This window comes from Streptomyces sp. 840.1, from assembly GCF_003751445.1.
Taxonomy (GTDB): Bacteria; Actinomycetota; Actinomycetes; order Streptomycetales; family Streptomycetaceae; genus Streptomyces.
Genome location: NZ_RJUU01000002.1, coordinates 678,543 through 695,511, shown reverse-complemented (window position 1 = coordinate 695,511; position 16,969 = coordinate 678,543). Strand labels below are relative to the sequence as shown.

At 70.1% G+C, this 16,969-nt stretch carries 12 protein-coding genes; 5 read left to right on the top strand and 7 right to left on the bottom strand.

Features of this window, described 5'->3' with window-relative positions; translation table 11 throughout:
• Window positions 1-56: 56 nt before the first annotated feature.
• From EDD93_RS29455 to EDD93_RS29440, 4 genes are all read right to left on the bottom strand, one after another.
• Window positions 57-584, bottom strand: a complete 528-nt coding sequence (locus EDD93_RS29455; protein ID WP_123528525.1) for a hypothetical protein — start codon at window positions 582-584, stop codon at window positions 57-59.
• Window positions 584-2,731: a hypothetical protein gene (locus EDD93_RS29450; protein ID WP_123528524.1), complete on the bottom strand. Its 2,148-nt coding sequence runs from the start codon at window positions 2,729-2,731 to the stop codon at window positions 584-586. The genes EDD93_RS29455 and EDD93_RS29450 overlap by 1 nt, the downstream gene beginning before the upstream one ends.
• Complete coding sequence (locus EDD93_RS29445; protein WP_148083913.1) at window positions 2,728-4,452, bottom strand: hypothetical protein; 1,725 nt, start codon at window positions 4,450-4,452, stop codon at window positions 2,728-2,730. The genes EDD93_RS29450 and EDD93_RS29445 overlap by 4 nt, the downstream gene beginning before the upstream one ends.
• 89 nt (window positions 4,453-4,541) lie before the next feature.
• Window positions 4,542-6,014, bottom strand: a complete 1,473-nt coding sequence (locus tag EDD93_RS29440) for a site-specific integrase (RefSeq protein WP_260255982.1) — start codon at window positions 6,012-6,014, stop codon at window positions 4,542-4,544.
• 108 nt (window positions 6,015-6,122) lie between these two features.
• Between EDD93_RS29440 and EDD93_RS29435 the strand changes: the two genes are divergently transcribed.
• Window positions 6,123-6,530 carry an NUDIX hydrolase gene (locus EDD93_RS29435; protein ID WP_123528522.1) on the top strand — a complete coding sequence of 136 codons (408 nt, stop codon included), beginning with the start codon at window positions 6,123-6,125 and terminating at the stop codon, window positions 6,528-6,530.
• Window positions 6,531-6,608: 78 nt separating this feature from the next.
• Here EDD93_RS29435 and EDD93_RS29430 read toward each other — a convergent pair whose 3' ends face one another.
• The gene (locus EDD93_RS29430; protein ID WP_123528521.1) at window positions 6,609-7,301 is read right to left on the bottom strand and encodes a TetR/AcrR family transcriptional regulator; all 693 of its coding nucleotides are present in this window, start codon (window positions 7,299-7,301) and stop codon (window positions 6,609-6,611) included.
• A gap of 102 nt (window positions 7,302-7,403) precedes the next feature.
• On the opposite strand from EDD93_RS29430, the gene EDD93_RS29425 reads away from it, so the two are divergent.
• Entirely contained in the window at window positions 7,404-8,570 is a 1,167-nt protein-coding gene (locus EDD93_RS29425; protein WP_123528520.1) for an NAD(P)/FAD-dependent oxidoreductase, read from the top strand.
• A 147-nt stretch (window positions 8,571-8,717) separates the two neighbouring features.
• On the opposite strand, the gene EDD93_RS29420 is transcribed toward EDD93_RS29425, so the two are convergent.
• The gene (locus EDD93_RS29420; RefSeq protein ID WP_123528519.1) at window positions 8,718-9,542 is read right to left on the bottom strand and encodes a hypothetical protein; all 825 of its coding nucleotides are present in this window, start codon (window positions 9,540-9,542) and stop codon (window positions 8,718-8,720) included.
• Between the two features lie 6 nt (window positions 9,543-9,548).
• Window positions 9,549-9,935 (bottom strand): hypothetical protein, encoded by a 387-nt coding sequence (locus EDD93_RS29415; RefSeq protein ID WP_123528518.1) that lies wholly within the window; start codon window positions 9,933-9,935, stop codon window positions 9,549-9,551.
• A 66-nt stretch (window positions 9,936-10,001) separates the two neighbouring features.
• Between EDD93_RS29415 and EDD93_RS29410 the strand changes: the two genes are divergently transcribed.
• The 3 genes from EDD93_RS29410 (at window position 10,002) to mug (ending at window position 16,950) form a co-directional block, all read left to right on the top strand.
• Window positions 10,002-14,690 carry a CHAT domain-containing protein gene (locus EDD93_RS29410; RefSeq protein WP_148083912.1) on the top strand — a complete coding sequence of 1,563 codons (4,689 nt, stop codon included), beginning with the start codon at window positions 10,002-10,004 and terminating at the stop codon, window positions 14,688-14,690.
• Window positions 14,691-14,897: 207 nt separating this feature from the next.
• Window positions 14,898-16,340 carry an adenylosuccinate lyase gene (gene purB, locus EDD93_RS29405; RefSeq protein ID WP_123528516.1) on the top strand — a complete coding sequence of 481 codons (1,443 nt, stop codon included), beginning with the start codon at window positions 14,898-14,900 and terminating at the stop codon, window positions 16,338-16,340.
• Window positions 16,341-16,359: 19 nt separating this feature from the next.
• On the top strand, window positions 16,360-16,950 hold the full coding sequence (gene mug, locus EDD93_RS29400; protein ID WP_123528515.1) for a G/U mismatch-specific DNA glycosylase: 591 nt from the start codon (window positions 16,360-16,362) through the stop codon (window positions 16,948-16,950).
• The last annotated feature ends 19 nt before the right edge of the window (window positions 16,951-16,969 follow it).

Here is a 16,969-nt window from a genome sequence, read left to right as displayed (position 1 = left end):
TTCCCTTCACGGCGCATCCCGGTCGAGCAGTTTCTTCCGGGCCAGTGCGGTGTGGGCTACACGGCTGGTGTCTGCTGTGTACGTGCGGGTGGACCGGCGTCAGGGGCCATGGCGCGGATGGGTTGGACCGTGCCCCCGGTCGCTTTCTTGATCTGACCGCGCAGAATGGCGATCTCGCCTTCCAGCTCCGTGTTCCGCAGGGTCAGAACCTGGATGTGATTCGCGTAGGCGGCGACCGTTTGTCTGAGTTCGCTGATCTCCTCGGCCTTTTGGCGGCGTTGCCTGCGTAGTTCCTTGCGCAAGCGGGCCGCTTCGCTCCGGAGTTCGTCGACCTCTGGTCGTTGAGTTGCAGGGGCGGCCAGGATCTCCTTGATGGCTGCCGCGGCAGGCGATCGGTAGTACGAGGCCCGGGAGATGCCGGCCTCGGCGGCAATGTTCACCACGGTGACTGAGCCGTCGGAGATTTCCGGGCGGCCGTCCATCAGCTGCTCGAACGCTCGCATGATGACCCGGTCGGTGTCGGTCAGGCTGTTCTCACGGCTGAGCCGAGCGAAGACGGTGCGGGTGTGCTGAGAGCTTGCCATCAAGGGGTTTCCGGTCTCTTGGTCTGTCGAAGTTCGTCGATCAGCGAGTCGAGCGTGGCGATGAAGTGGCCCAGGGCGCTTTGCTGGTGGGCCGGCAGGTCTTTCGCGTCGCCGAGTTCGTTGACCGCGCTGGCGCGCGTCTGGTGGAGCCTAGGTAGGTGGACCGACGAGCGACGCGAGTTCGGGCAGGTCAAGCACATGTTCAGCATGGGCAGCGGACGACCCAGCCCTTTGGATCGCTTCTCGCAGACGGCTGTGGCCGGTTGGTGGAAGCAGTCGTTGAGAACGCCGGGGTGCAGGGTGCGGGTCAGGTGCCGCAACATCGTGCGCAGACGCTCGGGGCTCGCGGCCGTTCCGGGCAGATCGCCGAGCTCTGCCCGGATACGGTCGAACTCGGCCTCGATGCGGGGGGTGGCGCCGCCTGCGGACTGTCCTCCTTCGTTCCAGTCGTGGTACAGGTCTTCGACATAGTCGAGCTTTGCTGTGGCCTTGTCGGCTTCGACCTCGTCGGCGAAGCCTGACGCCGAGGTCCCCGCGTATCCCTCGAAAATCGCGAAGCTGGCGTGTTTGTACTGCCGAGTTCCCGCCACCATCCCGAAGGGCTGGTTCGCGATGTGCCAGGCGAGCGTGCGGCGGAACTGCAGCGTGTCGAACCTCCAGGCCATCGGCTCGGCCGGCACCGTCCCAGTGTCGCTGACCGCCCTCGCGTCGTCCTGCGGATCAGGGTTATCCGTGCCGGTGACGGCAGGCGCCGGAACGAACAGCCCCGCATCGTCGCTGAAAAGCTCATTGAGGTGGTCCCGGAAGTCGTTCAGCCGCTGAGGTATCTGTCTGATCAGCCCCAGGGAGCCGTGGGAAGCGGTATAGCCGAAGAGGTGCGTTGGGTCGTCGTTGACTGCCAGCAGGACCTTCACGGCCCGGTGCACGAGATCGAGCACCACCCAGTCCGCTTCCTCACCGGTGACCTTGCGGTCCTTGTAGACCCGCCCGTGGATCTTGTACCGCGGGCGGCCGTCCGCAGCTGTCTCCACTCGCGCGCAGTCGCGCCGCAGATCCCGTACCTCGGCGTCCCGCATGCCGGAAAGGTAGGCAATCGCCGCCCAGCAGGCCGTGCGCACGTACGAGGTCTCCGCCTCCAGCGTGCTCCGGCTGAACTCGGGCCGCCACGGGCGACCCGTCGACGGCCAGTCGGCGCGGGAGAAGGGCAGGCCCCCCTCTTCGTAGCCCAGCTCGCTTCCCGCCTCCTCGAGCAGAGGAAGCAGGTGGTAAGCGCAGCGGACCTGGGTGAGCAGTTCGGCCATAGCCAGGTTGGGCGCCTGCACGACACCGTCGATGACGGAAGCGGCCGGCCTTCGAGCCAGGCGTTCCAGCGGCAGGGCGGGGATCCCCCGGCCCTGGGCTCTGCGCTCGGCGATGAACTGCTCGAATTTCTGGCGGGCCCCGCCCGGGCTGCTCCTGGGAACTTCGGTCGCGTCGATGCGGGCCAGTTCCCGGCGGGCTGTGATCACATCCTGAGCGGCGGTCTCCACGTAGAAGACCACGCCGGTCAGGAAGGGACGCATGATCTCCTCGGGAATACGTGCGGTGGTGTTCTCCGTCCCCGGCTGCAGCCCGGAGATCTGTCTGGCCGAGCGGTAGGGCCAGGGCACCATGGTGAGCCGGTCGGCGCTGAGGTGGTCGCCGAGCACGGCGATGGTCTTGAGCGTGGCGATCTGGCTTTCGACGGTGCCCGGCCCGAAGGGACGCACGTGGGTGAGGAAGGAGTCGAGGTGTTCCTTGCGGAGGTCCTGCAGTCGGGGTACGCCGATCGCGGAGAGTGTCTGCATGGTCCGCAGGAAGTTGCGTCCGTCCTCCGCGAGCCAGGTCACCTTGATTGGCTTGGCCAGCCGTCCGACCGGAACACGCAGACGTGCGTACAGGTATTCCTTCATGGTGCGGCGATCGAGGTCGCTGGTGGCGCCAGCGAGGTTGACGAACCTTTGCCGGCTGGTTCGGGGGATGAAGTCCCTTAGGTCCCAGGTGTTTTCTCCGAGCCTGGGTCCGCGACTGCGGTGTCCTAGGGTCAGGGCCGCGGGCAGGACGAAGTCGGTGTCGCGGGGGTAGCGGTGGGCGGCGGGCTTCTTCTTCCGCGCTGGGGCGGCGGTCATCGAATCGTCTCCAGAAAGGCCGTCGGCAGAGCCAGACGTGCGCCGTCTGCCTCGGCGATCGCCTTGGCGGTGGCGATCTGGCGGGCGGTGAACCGGTTGAGCACGCCGGTGGTGATGCGCTCGTGGGCCAGGCCGAAGCGGATGGTCCACTCGGCGGTGGGGAACTCCTCGCGTTGCTGCTCGATCGTGTCCAGGATGGAGAGAACGGCGGGCAGGTGGCGGCTGGTGAACACCGCGTTCGTGCATTCCAGGCACACCCACGGCGGCACCGGGCACGGGGCACCCGGCTTGTTCGACCAGGGGGAGGCGAAGAAGTCGGTGCAGGACGACACCCACACGTCCGTCGCTCCGGACAACGCATCGGCGACCGCTTCGGGCGCGAGTTCCCCTTCGCCCTCATCCAGGCGATTGCCCTCGTCGTCGAGGACGACGGGGGCGGGCAGAGTGACGGCGAGGGCCTGGGTGAGCCCGGCCTCGACGGCCGTATCGTGGATCTCGTCGTGGGCGGGGATGTCCGCGTAGTGGCGGCCCGCGATCTGCGGTGTATGTCCGCTGGTGAAGTCCGGCAGCACTCCCCCAGTACTCAGGTACAGCTTCGACTTGTAGGTTTTGCGCAGCCGTCGCAGGTCCACCGACCGGATCGGCGCCCCGTCCCGGTCGGTCAGCGACTCCAGCCCGCACTCGGACAGGAACCGCCTCCGGTGACCCGTCGTCGACGTGGGCCTGTGTCCGTAGACGGGGGCTATCTCGCCGGTCATCTGATTCACGGGGACGAACAGGTCATCGACGCCCGCCATGTCCCGGGCCCGCTGTCCGAGCCGCATCGCGAGCCGGATCACGCCTCCGGGCGTGCGGAGGTTGCCGCCGTCGCGCACGCGCATCGACTTGTCCCAGGCACCGTGCGCCCGCCGTTTGAGGTACTGGACGCTTACGTACCCCTTCGTCGGGCTGATCAGGCAGCCGGCCTTCAGGGTGCCGATGCATTCGGGTTCCATGCCCGTCTGGCAGCCCAGCAGGATCTGGAACCTGATCACATCGTTCAAGCTCAGGTACAGCCTCGCGTTGAGCCGGCGCAGCCTCCCGTGCTCCAGAACCCCGGGGATGTCCTGCTGCCCTGGCACCAGCGGCCCGCGATGGGCGATGTACCAGCAGATGTTCTCCAACGCGTCCCAGCCGTGCAGGTCGGGGTCTCGGCCGGCAGCGGCCAGTCGCTCACCCTCCAGGATGCGGTCTCGGATCCTTCCCACTTCGCCCAGTGCTGCGGCCTCCAGGACGTCGAACACAGTGAAGGGATATGCGTCCAGCGGCCGCTCCGAGCCCTCCTCCACACTGACCGGCAGGTCGAGGCGCTGTCGGAAGGTGAGGGTGAACGAGGCCGGGCTGTACTGCTCGGTGTGCTGCAACAGGCGGCACACCTCCCGCATCCGCCTCCTCCGCGAGGCGCTGTTGGCCTCGCGCCTCACCGGAAGCCTCGCCTCGTAGGCGTCCAGGAGGTCGGGCTCCAGGTCGCCCAGGTCGATCTCCTCGCCGAACTCCGGACACATCACGCGGGTGAACAACACGAAGTCCCGCAGCATCTTGACGTACCGGCGCAGGACTTCCCGCCTCCGGTGTGTCTCGATCCGCTCCACCTCTTCCACGACGGCCTTCGCGAAAGGCCGCACGAGCCGGGGCACCCCGATATCGGAGAGGTCCACCTCCTCGCCTGGTCCAGACGGCATCGGCATAGTGAACGCGATAAGCCCCAGATCCGGCACGGCCGCAGGTGCCTGTGCGGAGTCCGCAGGGCTGAACCTGACACGGCGTGCGCTCACCGGCTCACCTCGTCAACCTGCAGGCCCTCCAGCACGGCGGAATGTTCGTCCCACTCCGCCAACGCTGCCAGCACGATCTCCTGAGCCTCATCCAGCACGTCGAGGTACTGGTGAACCGTGTGCTCGTGCGCATGCCCGAGAAGAAGCTGCAGCTTGCGCATCGGATTGCCGATCAGCAGCCGCTTGATCTGGGCGAGAGTGAAGCGGCGGTCCTCCCTCATCCCCAGCGCACGAACGGTCTGGCGGAGCAACAGCCCCAGCATGTGGACAGCAAACGTGTGCCTTAGCGTGTGCGGATGAACGTCGAAGTCGAGGCCGAGGGCTGCGCATCGTTCGTTCGCGCGGCAAAAGGCCGACTGCCACGTCGAACTCCTCAGCGGAAGTCCGCTCTCCCCCAGCCACAGCCACAGCGGCCCCAGCTCAGCCCCGCGGGCATCCACTGACAGGAGACGGAGCCTGTCCTCGTACGTGAGGCTCGCGTAGGTCCAGGCGCGGGAACGACCTTCGACGGCCAGCGCCTGCCGGCTCGAGCGTACGACTCGGTGGCCGTCCTCCCGCCCGTAGACGCCGGCCGTGCGCTTGCGCTGCACCAACTCGTCGCGTTCGATCGCGATGTAGTGGTGGAGGTCCCGCAGTACGCGCCGACGCGCATACACCGTCCTCGTCCTGGTCCGCTTCGTTGTCGCCTTGGAAAGGCGAAAGCCGCCTTGGCCGTGCGCCAGGGGCGGAACCTCCGGCAGCAGCAAGCACGACGCCTCGGTCAGTCGCATCCCGGTGCAAACCAGGAGGTCCGCGAACAGCGCGTTCCGCTCTCCGTTACGGCCTCGCCACTTCGGGTCCCGCCCGCCGTCAGGAAGGAAGCCGCGCAGTCCCACGTCCCGCCAGAGCAAGTAGTCCTCGTAGGGCAGGAATCGGACCGGCTGGCCGCCCTTGCCGGGTTCCGATTCCGAGTTCATCCGCACCTGCTTGGGTCCGTGCGGCGTCATCACCACCTTGTCGACGTACCGGAACGGCTCGGCGGCCAGGATCTCGGCATCCAGAGACCACGCCACCCACTTGTCCAGGGCCGCGATGTACCGCTGCCATGAGCCGAATTCGATCCGCTCGCCCGGGTCCTCCGCGAAGAGCCGGGACTGTTTCAAGGCGCGCAGGTCCGCGCCGTCCATCTCCCAGATCGTCTTCCCGCCCCTGGCCTCGTGCAGAAAGCGGCAGGTCAACATCAGCTCCGAGCAGTACGCTTCCTGGCCGTTGCGGGAGGGGACGCCCCAGCTCGGCAGATCACGCAGCATCCGATTCAGTGCCAGGTCATACGAGCCGTCAGGCCCCAGAATGAATCGCTGCCCCTCCGCAACACCTGCCCGTCGCAGCACATCGTCCGCGTCCTGCACACCCGCTATCTCACCCAGCTCGACCACCGTGCGATGGCTCGCGACCACCGCTTCCGCAACGCCGCCCTCTTCTGTACGCACCGAACTCACCCCTTGCCACCTGGCAGCATGAGACACACCGGGCAGTCAGATAACCCGGTGATCTTTGAGACACCTCATACTGCCGCGATAACGGACGGGCGCGTTCTCGTGCTCCTCGAACCCGGCACCGGAGTCGCCACGCTTCCCGGCGGCTCACCCGAGGAACAGGACCGGGGCGGTGCCGTCTCCACTCTGCGCCGGGAGGCCGAGGAGGAAGGTGCGGCCACGTTCGCGGCTCCGGTGCTCCTCGGGTACGTCAACGACCCCTCGGCACCACACGGGTACCTGCGTTATGCCGCCGCCCTCACCGAGGCGGGCCCGGAACGGCCCGGTCCGGCCGGTGGCCGAACCCGCACCCGTGTCCTGGCCACCCCGGAGCAGGCTCTGTCGCTCTTCGACTGGGGTGACGCGGCCGCCGGCCAGCTCGCCGCCGTCCACCGGGCCCGCCGGCAGCTCGGCCTGCCCCGCGCCGCCCCTCAGCCCGTCACCGAACTCACCGGCCGCACGGCCTGGTAACCCCCCTGCGCACACCGTCGAGTCACGCAGACGGCAGAGACCTGAAACCCGCAGCAGCACAGGCGGCAAGAGCCGGGGTCAGCTCTCGCTGCGCCCACGGTTGACGGCTTCGATACCGGCCAGGATGAGATCGACGCCGGCCAGGAACTGGGCACGGTCGTCGTGTTCCGGCAGGCGCTTCGCCGCATTGCGCGCCCATGGGTGCTGCACGGGGTCGAGCTGGGCCCACTGCTCTGCGACCTCCGCGAGAAGGCGGTCCCGTTCGGTCTCACTGCCGGCGAGCACGCGGGCGTTCGCGGCGTTCTGCCCGGCGACTCCGAGGATGTAGTTCACGAGCGCGCCCGCCGAGTCGAACACTGCGTCCTCGGGTACGTCGAGTGCCTGCAACTGCTCACCGACACTCTTGTAGACCTCCAGCAGCGTGGGCCGCCAGGGCTCCCGGGTGAGCTGAGCACCGGCCCAGGGGTGCGCGTCAATCGCGTCGAACAGGCCGAGCGCGAGCGCGCGCAGCACTTCCTGGGGCTTCCCGTCGACGGCCGGCCCGGTCATGACCCGAGCGATCACACCGTCGGCGGCCGCCGCGAGCAGATCGCTCTTGTTCGCCACGCGGTGATAGATCGCCCCATAGCCGGTGTGCAGGTGGCGGGTGAGCGCGCGGAACGTCAGTGCCGCCTCGCCCTCGGCGTCCAGAATCTCGGTCGCGGCCTGGACGATCACCTCTTTGGACAGCGCGTCGGTGCGTCGCGCCACCCTGTGGCCCTTGGTTGTCATGGCCTCATTCTGCCACGTTGGATCGTCAATCCAAACGGTGTACGTTTTATTGGAGTGTCGATCCAATCGATTCCGACCACCCGTTCAACTCTGGAGATAGAGATGACGTCACCCGAAGTCACCGTCATCGGAGCCGGCCTCGGCGGTCTCGCACTGGCCCGCGTCCTGCACATCCACGGCATCCCGGCCACCGTCTACGAAGCGGAAGCCTCCGCGAGCGCACGCGCCCAGGGCGGCATGCTCGACATACATCCCTGGAACGGCCGGCGCGCCCTGGCTGCCGCCGGCCTGATCGAGGAGTTCCGAGGCCTCGTCCTGGAGGGGCGCGAGTCCTACCGGGTCCTGGACCGGACGGGGTCCGTACTGCTCGACCTGCCCGACGACGGGACGGGCTCGCGTCCAGAGGTGCAGCGCGGGCAACTGCGCCGGCTGCTGCTCGACTCGCTGCCGGACGGCACCGTCCGGTGGGGGCACAAGGCCACCGGCGTGCGAGCCGTTGACGGCGGTGGCCACGAAGTGCGCTTCGCTGACGGCGGCACGGTCACCGCGAGCCTGCTGATCGGGGCCGACGGGGCCTGGTCAAGAGTCCGGCCCGTTCTGTCGGACGCCACCCCGGCGTATGCAGGCGTCGTCTCCGTCGAGACCTTCCTGTCCGATACGGCCACCCGCCATCCCGCCACCGCGGCCGCAGTGGGCGCCGGCTCACTGTTCGCGCTCGCGCCGGGAAAGGGATTCCTGGCCATGCGGGAGGCCGATGGGAACCTGCACTCCTACGCACAGCTCGTGAAGCCGCTCGACTGGCTCGCCGGCACCGATCTCACCGACGCCTCGACCGTGACGGCGCGGGTCCTCGCGGAGTTCGACGGATGGGCCCCGCACCTCACCGCTCTCCTCACGGAGAGCGACACGGCACCTTTTCTGCGCCGCCTCTACACGCTCCCGGTGGGGCACCGCTGGAGTCCGCGCCCCGGGGTCACACTGCTGGGTGACGCCGCCCATCTCACCCCGCCGAACGGTGAGGGCGCGAATCTGGCCATGCTGGACGGCGCCGAGCTCGGCCGGTCCATCGCCCGGCACCCCGGGGACACGGAGAAGGCGCTGGCCGAGTACGAGCAGGCCATGTTCGCGCGCGCCGCCGAAGCGGCGGGCGAGGACGTCTACGGCATCATGCTCGGCGAGAACGCGCCCCACAGCTGGATCGCCATGATGACCGAGGACGACATGACAGCCGAGGCCGATATGAAGGCCGAGGACGAACAACTGTCATGAGTGCGGCACCGGCGGCCCCCTGCGGGTGGTTCGCGCCGTCCCCGCTGCTCGGCAGCCCATCGCCGACCGGACGTCCCCGGACGTTGGGCGCGCTCCGGCACTGGTGGGCAGGGCGGCGGCTTCGCTGTCGCGCCCCCGCCCCCCGGCTCACGGCTGCGCGCCCTCGCCCGGCTGCCCCGTCCCGCGCAGTGCGAATGCCGCCTCCGTTGTGCGGCACAGCGCCTGCACCGCGTGGCGCAGTGAGCGCCAGGAGGCCAGCCCCAGCAGGACGCCGAAAGGGGCCGCAGGCCACCACCAGGCGCCGAGCACCGTGAAGGCCACGCTCCAGGCGAGGCCTTCGCAAGCCGCGTCGTAGGCGTCGCGGGTCCGGGTCAGTGCCGCGCGGGGCTGCTCGGCCGCACCGAACAGGAGGGCGGTCCAGCCGTCGGCGAGATCCCCGCCGGTCTGTCGTGCGACGTTCTCCTCGGTGCGGCGGAGGCAGTCGCCGCACCAGGTCGGGGACTTCGGCCGCCCGCCCGTTCCGGCCCTGGCGATCCGGGCATCGAGCCGGTCGGCGCGCAGTACGTGGCCGTCGGCGCGGGCGCGCACGGAGCGCCGGGCCAGCACGTCCGGTTCGGCCCAGCGCCGCACCCGCCACTTGGTCACCCGCCGCCCCACCGGCATCAGCCACCACGGCCAGGCCCCAGCAGCAAGAGAGCCGACCGCGGTCGCCGCGTAGGGCACGGTGAACGCGGCTCCCAGCACCGGAACCGCGACGAGTACGAGCGAGGCGAACGTGTCCGCTGTCGGGCCGCCACCCGTACGCAGTGCGTCGGCCATCCGTTGGCGCGCGAGGGCGATGTCGTTCCAGTGGGCGTGGCCGAGGTCCCTGCCGCCGACCACCGCGACAACGACGAACAGCACGGCGGGCAGCAGCCGCCGCAGGAACCAGCCGTCGGGTATGCGCTTCTGCAGCTCGATGAGCAGACCCATCACCGGTCAGCCGTCCACCAGGCGCATCGGGCCACCGGCGAGCTCACAGGCCGGGGCGGCGGTCACCGCCCCGCCGCGCAGTTCGACCCGGGCGCAGCGGCTCGTTGGGCAGACCCAGCCCACCGACTGCGGGGTGGGAGCTCCTGGCCAGTCACCGACCCCCATGGTGGCGGGCAGTCCGAGACCGTTCGGGATGCCGGCCGACTCGACCGCGTCGTGCAGCGCGCGTACGGCGTCCCGCCACTCGGCACCGGCCGGGGCCGCGTCCCGTACGACAGGGAAGGCCGCTTCCCACACGGTGGGCGGGATGAGCGGACGCAGCTCCTCGACGTTGCGGCACAGGTATTCCACGGCGTCCTCGTACACCCTGCGGGCCTTCGCCCCGTCACTCACCCGGTCCTCCTCGAAATCCGGTATTCACCAGGCTCCCTGACTGTTGATCAGACTAATGTAGGTGCGATGTCCGAGTTACGGGTACGAGTGGTCGAGCGTCTCACCGCGGCGTTCGGCACCGGTGACGTCACGCCGTTGCGCGACCAGGAGGCGGTGGTCGAGGCGCTGGCCCTGCTCGCCGAGGCGACGCCTTCACCGGAGGACCCGATCGATCTCGACGCGGTGGCCGCGGTGTTCTGGACGTTCTGGGGCCGCCACCAGGGCGCCGATGATCCGGACGCCGTGCAGAACACGACGGTCGTGGTCTCCGTCTTCGGCTTCCTGTGCCCGCGCCTTCCCGCGGAGGCCGGACTCCCTGATTCCCTGAAGGAGGGCTTCGACGCCGCCGACCCGTCCCACGAAGCACGGTTCGCGCACCTGGTCTGTTCGGTGCATGCCGGCGTCGCGGTGAGCGGAGCGCCTCAGGAGCGGGCGGCGGCGTTGGACCGCGCACTCGCCTGGTCCGATGCCTCTCTTGAGTCGGTGCATGCCGACGACCAGCTCGGCTTCGTCGAGCTCGCCGTCTACGCACACGACTTGTGGATTCTCCGGTTCCAGACGCAGGCCGATCCGGACGGGCTGGCCAATGCCGCCCGCTACGGCCGCGAGGTGTGCAGGCGGCTGGCCGTCGCGCCCGGCCTGTTCGACCCGGAGACAGCGCGCGCCGCGGCCTCGGCCTGTCTGCGTACGGTGATCGACTCCGCCCGGCTGCTCGGCTCTCCCGGGCTCGCACGGGTCGAACGGCTGGTCACGGAGGTCCCGGACGACACCCTCACCCCGGAGGCTGCGGAAGGGCTGCGATTGCTGCGGATGCTGGCTGCCCAGCCCGTCGGCCGGCCAGGTGAGTTCGACCTGCGCATGGGCTCGTTGATCGTTGAAGCGGGTGTGGCCGAGCAGGACGCGGGACGTGTCGCGTGCGGTGTACGCCGGCTGCGGGCGGCATACACCGACACTCCGGCCGGGCACCCCGAACGCGGCGCGGTCGCCTTGGCCCTCGGCAGGGCGCTCGCCGCGCTCGCCCAGGCGTGCGAGGACGAGGACGCGGCCCTGGAAGCGGATCGGCTCCTCGCCTCGGGCGGCGCCCTGAGCGAGGAACGCAGCGACATGCTCGCGACGTACCAGGAGTTCGCGTCGTTGGCCGAGAGCGACGACCCGGACGCCATGAGACGGGCCGCGCCGCTGCTCGACCGCCTCGCCGCGCAGGAGAGGAAGGACGCCGCCCGCGAGGGCCGACAGGTCGACCTCGAAGTCGAAGCCCTGTCGCTGATATTCGGATTCGCCCCCGACGACGACGCCAACGACGGAGGCGGGGGCGCTGGAGGCGAGGGCGAGCGCGCTGAAGGCAGCGACGGTGGTGCTGGAGGCCGAGGTGGCGGCGCTGGAGGCGGGGACGGCTGGGAGGGCGGCTGCGGGGACAGCCGCGGGGACGGCTGCGAGGACGGTGCAGTCGGCGCTGAGGTAGGTGTGGGAGGACCTCCTGGAGAGGGCGCCGATGAGCGTATCGGCCGCTACCGCTCCGCCCTCGCCGTGCTCCCCTCCGACCACCCCAAGCGGCATGCTCATCTCGCGGTCCTGGCCGCCCTCACCGGGCTGCGCGCCGAGGCCCTGCGCCACCGTGCGCCCGCCCGCGCGGGGCTGCTCGAGGCCGAGTCCCGCGGGCTGGCCGAGGAGGCGCTCGCCCTCGCCCCGCCCGGATTCCCCGCGACGGATCTGCTGCGCCGGGGAATCCTCGTTGTCGCGCTGCCCGTTGCCGCCCTCACGATCACGGCGGACATCGCGCGGGACGAGGACATGCCCGACGAGATCCGCCGGGCAGTCGAGGCGTTGTCCCGGATGTCCGAGATCCGCCTCGACAGTCCCGAGGACCTCGACTCCGCCGCAACGACGCTCCGCGAGATCCTCGACGTCACAGACGATGACGACCCCGAGCTGCGCCGTCACCTGTCCGGGGCGCTCGGCAGCATCCTGTCCGCCGGTATCGCGGAACGGCCCGATCCCGCCGTCCTCGAAGAGGTCGTACGGCTGCTCCGTGAGGCCGGAGCCAACTCCGGTGGCTCGCCCAGCGAGTACGACCGGATACTCGCCCACGCCCTCAGCATACTGTCGCTCGGCTCCCACGACGCGGAAGGCGCGCGTGAGGCGGCGGCCCTGCTCGCCTCGGCTCCCGCGCCGACTCCCGAGGAGGCCGCCCTTCAGGAGGGCGCCGGCCTGAGCCGGACCGACCAGGAGGTGCTGGCAGCACGCACGGAGTTCCACAACGCCCTGCAGAACTACGTGTTCGGCCATGAGCCCGCGCAGTTGGAGCGTGCCCGGCGCATCGCCCACGGGCTGCGGGAGACCACCCGGGCCGGGGCGGCCGACGGGGAGGAACCGCCCTGGTTCGACCTGATGGGCGACGCTTATGTCGACCTGGTCGAATCCGTGGGGCCGGGAGGCCCCCGGCCCGACCTCGACGACGGGGTCGTCGCACAGTGCCGCAGGACGTTCGCGGCATGCCCCGTCGGACATCCGATGCGGATCATGGCGACGATGACGCTCGTCAGGGTCCTGATGCAGCGTTCCGCCGCCCTTCGCGCCGTCGAACCGGAGAGGGCACGGGCGCTGCTCACCGAGGCGCGGAGCCTGGAGGGCGTTCTGAAGGATCTGACGCCGGACGGGTCACCGATCGACCTGGCCGACGTGATGGGCCCGATGTTCGACCTCATCGGCCGCGACCGCCTCCCGGATATATCCGTCACGGACGCCCCTGACCCCGTGCGCCGCCCGGATACATCCGTGGCCGGCGACACCGCCTCCGAGCCGGCGCGGGGCGCCGGCCTCCTGCTCGGTCCGCTCGCCGCCTTCGCCGACGGGCTCCGCTCCCGCCTCGCCGGCCGCGAGCCCGCCAAGGGCTGGGACGACCTCGTCGGTTCCGCTTGGATGCGCGCCAACAACGAGATCGGGGCAGCGGCCCGCGCGATCAGCGGCGGGGAGCAGGGGATCGGACCGGCACTGACGCATCTCGAAGCGGCCGTCGAGGCGATGGCGGGGATCACCGACCGAGGCAGCGACCAGGCATCCGCCGAGCACGGCCTGTCCACCTTCGAGGGCGACATCCGAGGGGTCGTCGAGCTGATCCTGTGCGCCCTCGATCTGCGCGAGTCCGCCGTGCGGATCGAGGAGCGGGTGCGGCTGATGGAACGGGACGTGCGCGCCCTGGCCGCGGGGCAGCGGCCCGGCCCCGACAGCCTCCCCGCCCCGGGCCGGACGGTCCGGGGCGCCGACGTCGCCCGTGCCGCCGAACTGCTCGAACGCGGCCGTGGCCTGCTGTTGGCGCGCCGCATCGAGGCCCGCGCGGACATCAGTGACCTGCAGGCCGCGTTTCCGGAACTGGCCGAACGGTTCCAGCAACTGACCGACCGGCTCGACACCCGACTCGACACTCAGTCGGACACGCGACTCGACACCGGACTCGATATGTGGCGCGGCAGCCGGCCCGACTCCCGGCCCGAAGGGGACGTCTCTACGGCAGGGGCCGCCGAGTGGGCCCGGCTCGCGGCCCTGCGCACGTCCAACGAACTGGACGATCTCGTAGCGCACATCCGCACGCGGCCCGGGTTCGAGGACTTCCTGCGGCCACTGACGGCAGCGGGGTGCAGGGCGCTCGCCGTCGATGGCCCCGTCGTCGTCCTCAACCACGGCAAGCGCTACTGCCACGCACTCGTCATCACCCGGCACTCGGTCACCTCACTGCGCCTCGCACCCGGTGCCGACGAGATCGCCGAAGGGGCCCGTCGACTGCGCGATGCGGTCGATGCCATCAACGCCCAGGGGGCGTCCCGCCCCTCACCTCTTCAGCTCGTCGCCGCAGGCAGAGTGGTCCGCGAGACGCTGGCGTGGACCTGGCACAGCATCGTGCGCCCGGTCCTGGAGTCCGTGGGGCCGGTGGCGACCGTCCCGCGCGGTGGTGAGTGGCCGCGTGTCTGGTGGGTGGCGACCGGACCGTTCAGCGCCCTGCCGCTGCACGCGGCCGAGTGCACGGCGTCCGAATGCGCCGAGGACGGCTGCGGCGCCGCGCTCGACACCGTGGTCTCGTCCTACGCACCCGGCCTGCAGACCCTCGCCTACGCGCGGGCCCGCGCCCGCCGGCGGGACACCGCCGACCACGGCAGCGCACTCCTCGTCGCAGCACCCGAGGACGACCTCCCCGGCGTGGCGGCGGCAGCGACCCACGCGGCCGAACTTCTCGGTGCGCGGCCACCTCTGATCGGCCCGGCCGCCACCCGTGCGGCGGTGCTCGCCGCGCTGCACGAGGCCTCATGGGCCCATTTCGGCTGCCATGCGGCGTCGGACCCGGCGGAGCCCTCGGGCGCCCTGCTGCATCTGCCCAGCGGCGAGCCGGTCTCGGTCCTGGAGATCTGCCGGGTCCGCCCGCGCTCGGCACGGCTCGTCTTCCTCGCCGCCTGCGGCACCGCCCGCACCGCCGAACGCCTGGTGGACGAGGCCATCCACATCACGAGTTCATTCCTGCTTGCGGGCTTCCCTACAGCGGTCGGCACCCTGTGGACGATCGACAGCATGCACGCCGACCACATGACGCGCGACTTCTATCGCCGCACGACCGCCCCGGACAGCCCCGGCGCCGCACAGGCCCTGCACGACACGGTCCGCCGGCTACGGCGCCGAATCCCGGACAGGCCCCACATCTGGGCGACGTACGTCCACGCGGGGGCATAGCCGCCTCGGGCAGGAGCGAGCCGGGCCGGGCCGGGCCGGGCCGGCGGCAGGACGAGAGCCGGGGCCCTTGCGCCCTCATTCGGGGCCCAGGCCGCGAGCCCGGAGCGGTCCGGCTCCTTCCCCCAGGCCCGGAAGCCTCCGACCTGGACCTTCTGCGGTCGGCACACGCTCACGAGCCGCTGAAGAAGCCAGGTAAGCTCACGACACGTGACTGCTGTGTCTGCGAAGCCTCGCATCCCCAATGTCCTGGCCGGCCGCTACGCCTCCACGGAGCTGGCCGTCCTTTGGTCCCCCGAGCAGAAGGTGAAGCTGGAACGTCAGCTGTGGCTGGCGGTGCTGCGCGCCCAGAAGGACCTCGGGATCGAGGTGCCCGACGCCGCTCTCGCTGACTACGAGCGTGTCCTCGACCAGGTAGACCTGGCTTCGATCGCTGAGCGCGAGAAGGTCACCCGGCACGACGTCAAGGCCCGCATCGAGGAGTTCAACGCCCTCGCCGGCCATGAGCAGGTCCACAAGGGCATGACGTCCCGGGACCTCACCGAGAACGTCGAACAGCTCCAGATCCGACTCTCTCTCGAACTGATGCGCGACCGGACCGTTGCCGTACTGGCTCGGCTCGGAAGACTGGCCGGCGAGTACCGCGAGCTGGTCATCGCCGGTCGCTCCCACAATGTCGCCGCACAGGCCACGACGCTCGGCAAGCGCTTTGCGACAGCGGCCGACGAGCTGCTGGTGGCCTACAGCCGCCTGGAGGACCTGCTCGGCCGCTACCCGCTCCGCGGCATCAAGGGACCCGTCGGCACCGCGCAGGACATGCTCGACCTGCTGGGCGGCGACGCCGGCAAGCTGGCCGACCTGGAGCAGCGCATCGCCGGCCACCTCGGCTTCGCGCAGGCCTTCACCTCCGTCGGCCAGGTCTACCCGCGCTCGCTCGACTACGACGTGGTGACCGCGCTGGTGCAACTGGCCGCCGCCCCTTCCTCCGTCGCGAAGACCATCCGGCTGATGGCCGGCCACGAACTGGTGACCGAGGGCTTCAAGCCCGGCCAGGTCGGCTCGTCCGCGATGCCGCACAAGATGAACACCCGCTCCTGCGAGCGCGTCAACGGCCTGATGGTGATCCTGCGCGGCTACGCGTCGATGACCGGCGAGCTGGCGGGCGACCAGTGGAACGAGGGCGATGTGTCCTGCTCCGTGGTGCGCCGGGTGGCGCTGCCGGACGCGTTCTTCGCGTTCGACGGCCTGGTGGAAACCTTCCTGACGGTGCTCGACGAGTTCGGCGCCTTCCCCGCCGTCGTCGCCCGTGAGCTGGACCGCTACCTGCCGTTCCTCGCCACCACCAAGGTTCTGATGGGTGCGGTGCGCGCGGGCGTCGGACGCGAGGTGGCCCATGAGGCCATCAAGGAGAACGCGGTCGCCTCCGCCCTGGCCATGCGCGAGCAGGGCACGGAACGCAACGAGCTCCTGGACAAACTGGCTGCCGATGAGCGCATTCCGCTGGACCGTGCCCAGCTGGACGAGCTGATGGCCGACAAGCTCTCGTTCACGGGCGCTGCGGGCGACCAGGTCACGGCACTCGTCTCCCGGATCGAGGAGATCACCAAGCAGCACCCGGAGGCTGCCGGGTACACACCCGGTTCCATCCTCTGATGCTGTCTGCCATCGCGCCATGACACCCGATGAGCTCCAGGCCGCCCGTGACCGCACTGTTCCCGATGTGGTCGCGGGCGGTCTGCGCGTGCTGTTCTGCGGAATCAATCCGAGCCTGATGACTGGTGCCACGGGCCACCATTTCGCTTTCCCCGGCAATCGCTTCTGGCCGGTACTCCATCTGTCGGGTTTCACACCGCGGCAACTGAGGCCTGCCGAACAGTCCGAGCTGCTCCAGTACGGGCTCGGCATCACGAACGTGGTCGCCAGAGCCACGGCGCGGGCCGATGAACTCTCCGCCGAGGAGTTCCGTGCGGGGGGAGACATCCTCACCGCGAAGGTGGAGAAGCTTCGGCCGCAGTGGCTGGCGGTGGTCGGCATCACGGCCTACCGGACGGCATTCGGTGAACGGCGGGCCCACATCGGACGGCAGGAACGGACGGTCGGCGGAGCGCACGTCTGGGCCCTGCCCAACCCCAGCGGCCTCAACGCCCACTGGACCGCTCAGTCGATGGCCGCAGAGTACGGACGGCTCCGCAGGGCCGTCACCGCGGATCCCCACCCCGGCACAGGAACCGGGACCGGCACCGGGAGCGGCACCAAGACCTGACTGCCAGGGCGAGGCTGCC

Coding starts and splice junctions, on each gene's coding strand:
- EDD93_RS29455 (WP_123528525.1), bottom strand. CDS start 584: ATGGCAAGCTCTCAGCACACCCGCACCGTCTTCGCTCGGCTCAGCCGT.
- EDD93_RS29450 (WP_123528524.1), bottom strand. CDS start 2,731: ATGACCGCCGCCCCAGCGCGGAAGAAGAAGCCCGCCGCCCACCGCTAC.
- EDD93_RS29445 (WP_148083913.1), bottom strand. CDS start 4,452: ATGCCGTCTGGACCAGGCGAGGAGGTGGACCTCTCCGATATCGGGGTG.
- EDD93_RS29430 (WP_123528521.1), bottom strand. CDS start 7,301: ATGACAACCAAGGGCCACAGGGTGGCGCGACGCACCGACGCGCTGTCC.
- EDD93_RS29425 (WP_123528520.1), top strand. CDS start 7,404: ATGACGTCACCCGAAGTCACCGTCATCGGAGCCGGCCTCGGCGGTCTC.
- EDD93_RS29420 (WP_123528519.1), bottom strand. CDS start 9,542: ATGGGTCTGCTCATCGAGCTGCAGAAGCGCATACCCGACGGCTGGTTC.
- EDD93_RS29410 (WP_148083912.1), top strand. CDS start 10,002: ATGTCCGAGTTACGGGTACGAGTGGTCGAGCGTCTCACCGCGGCGTTC.
- mug (WP_123528515.1), top strand. CDS start 16,360: ATGACACCCGATGAGCTCCAGGCCGCCCGTGACCGCACTGTTCCCGAT.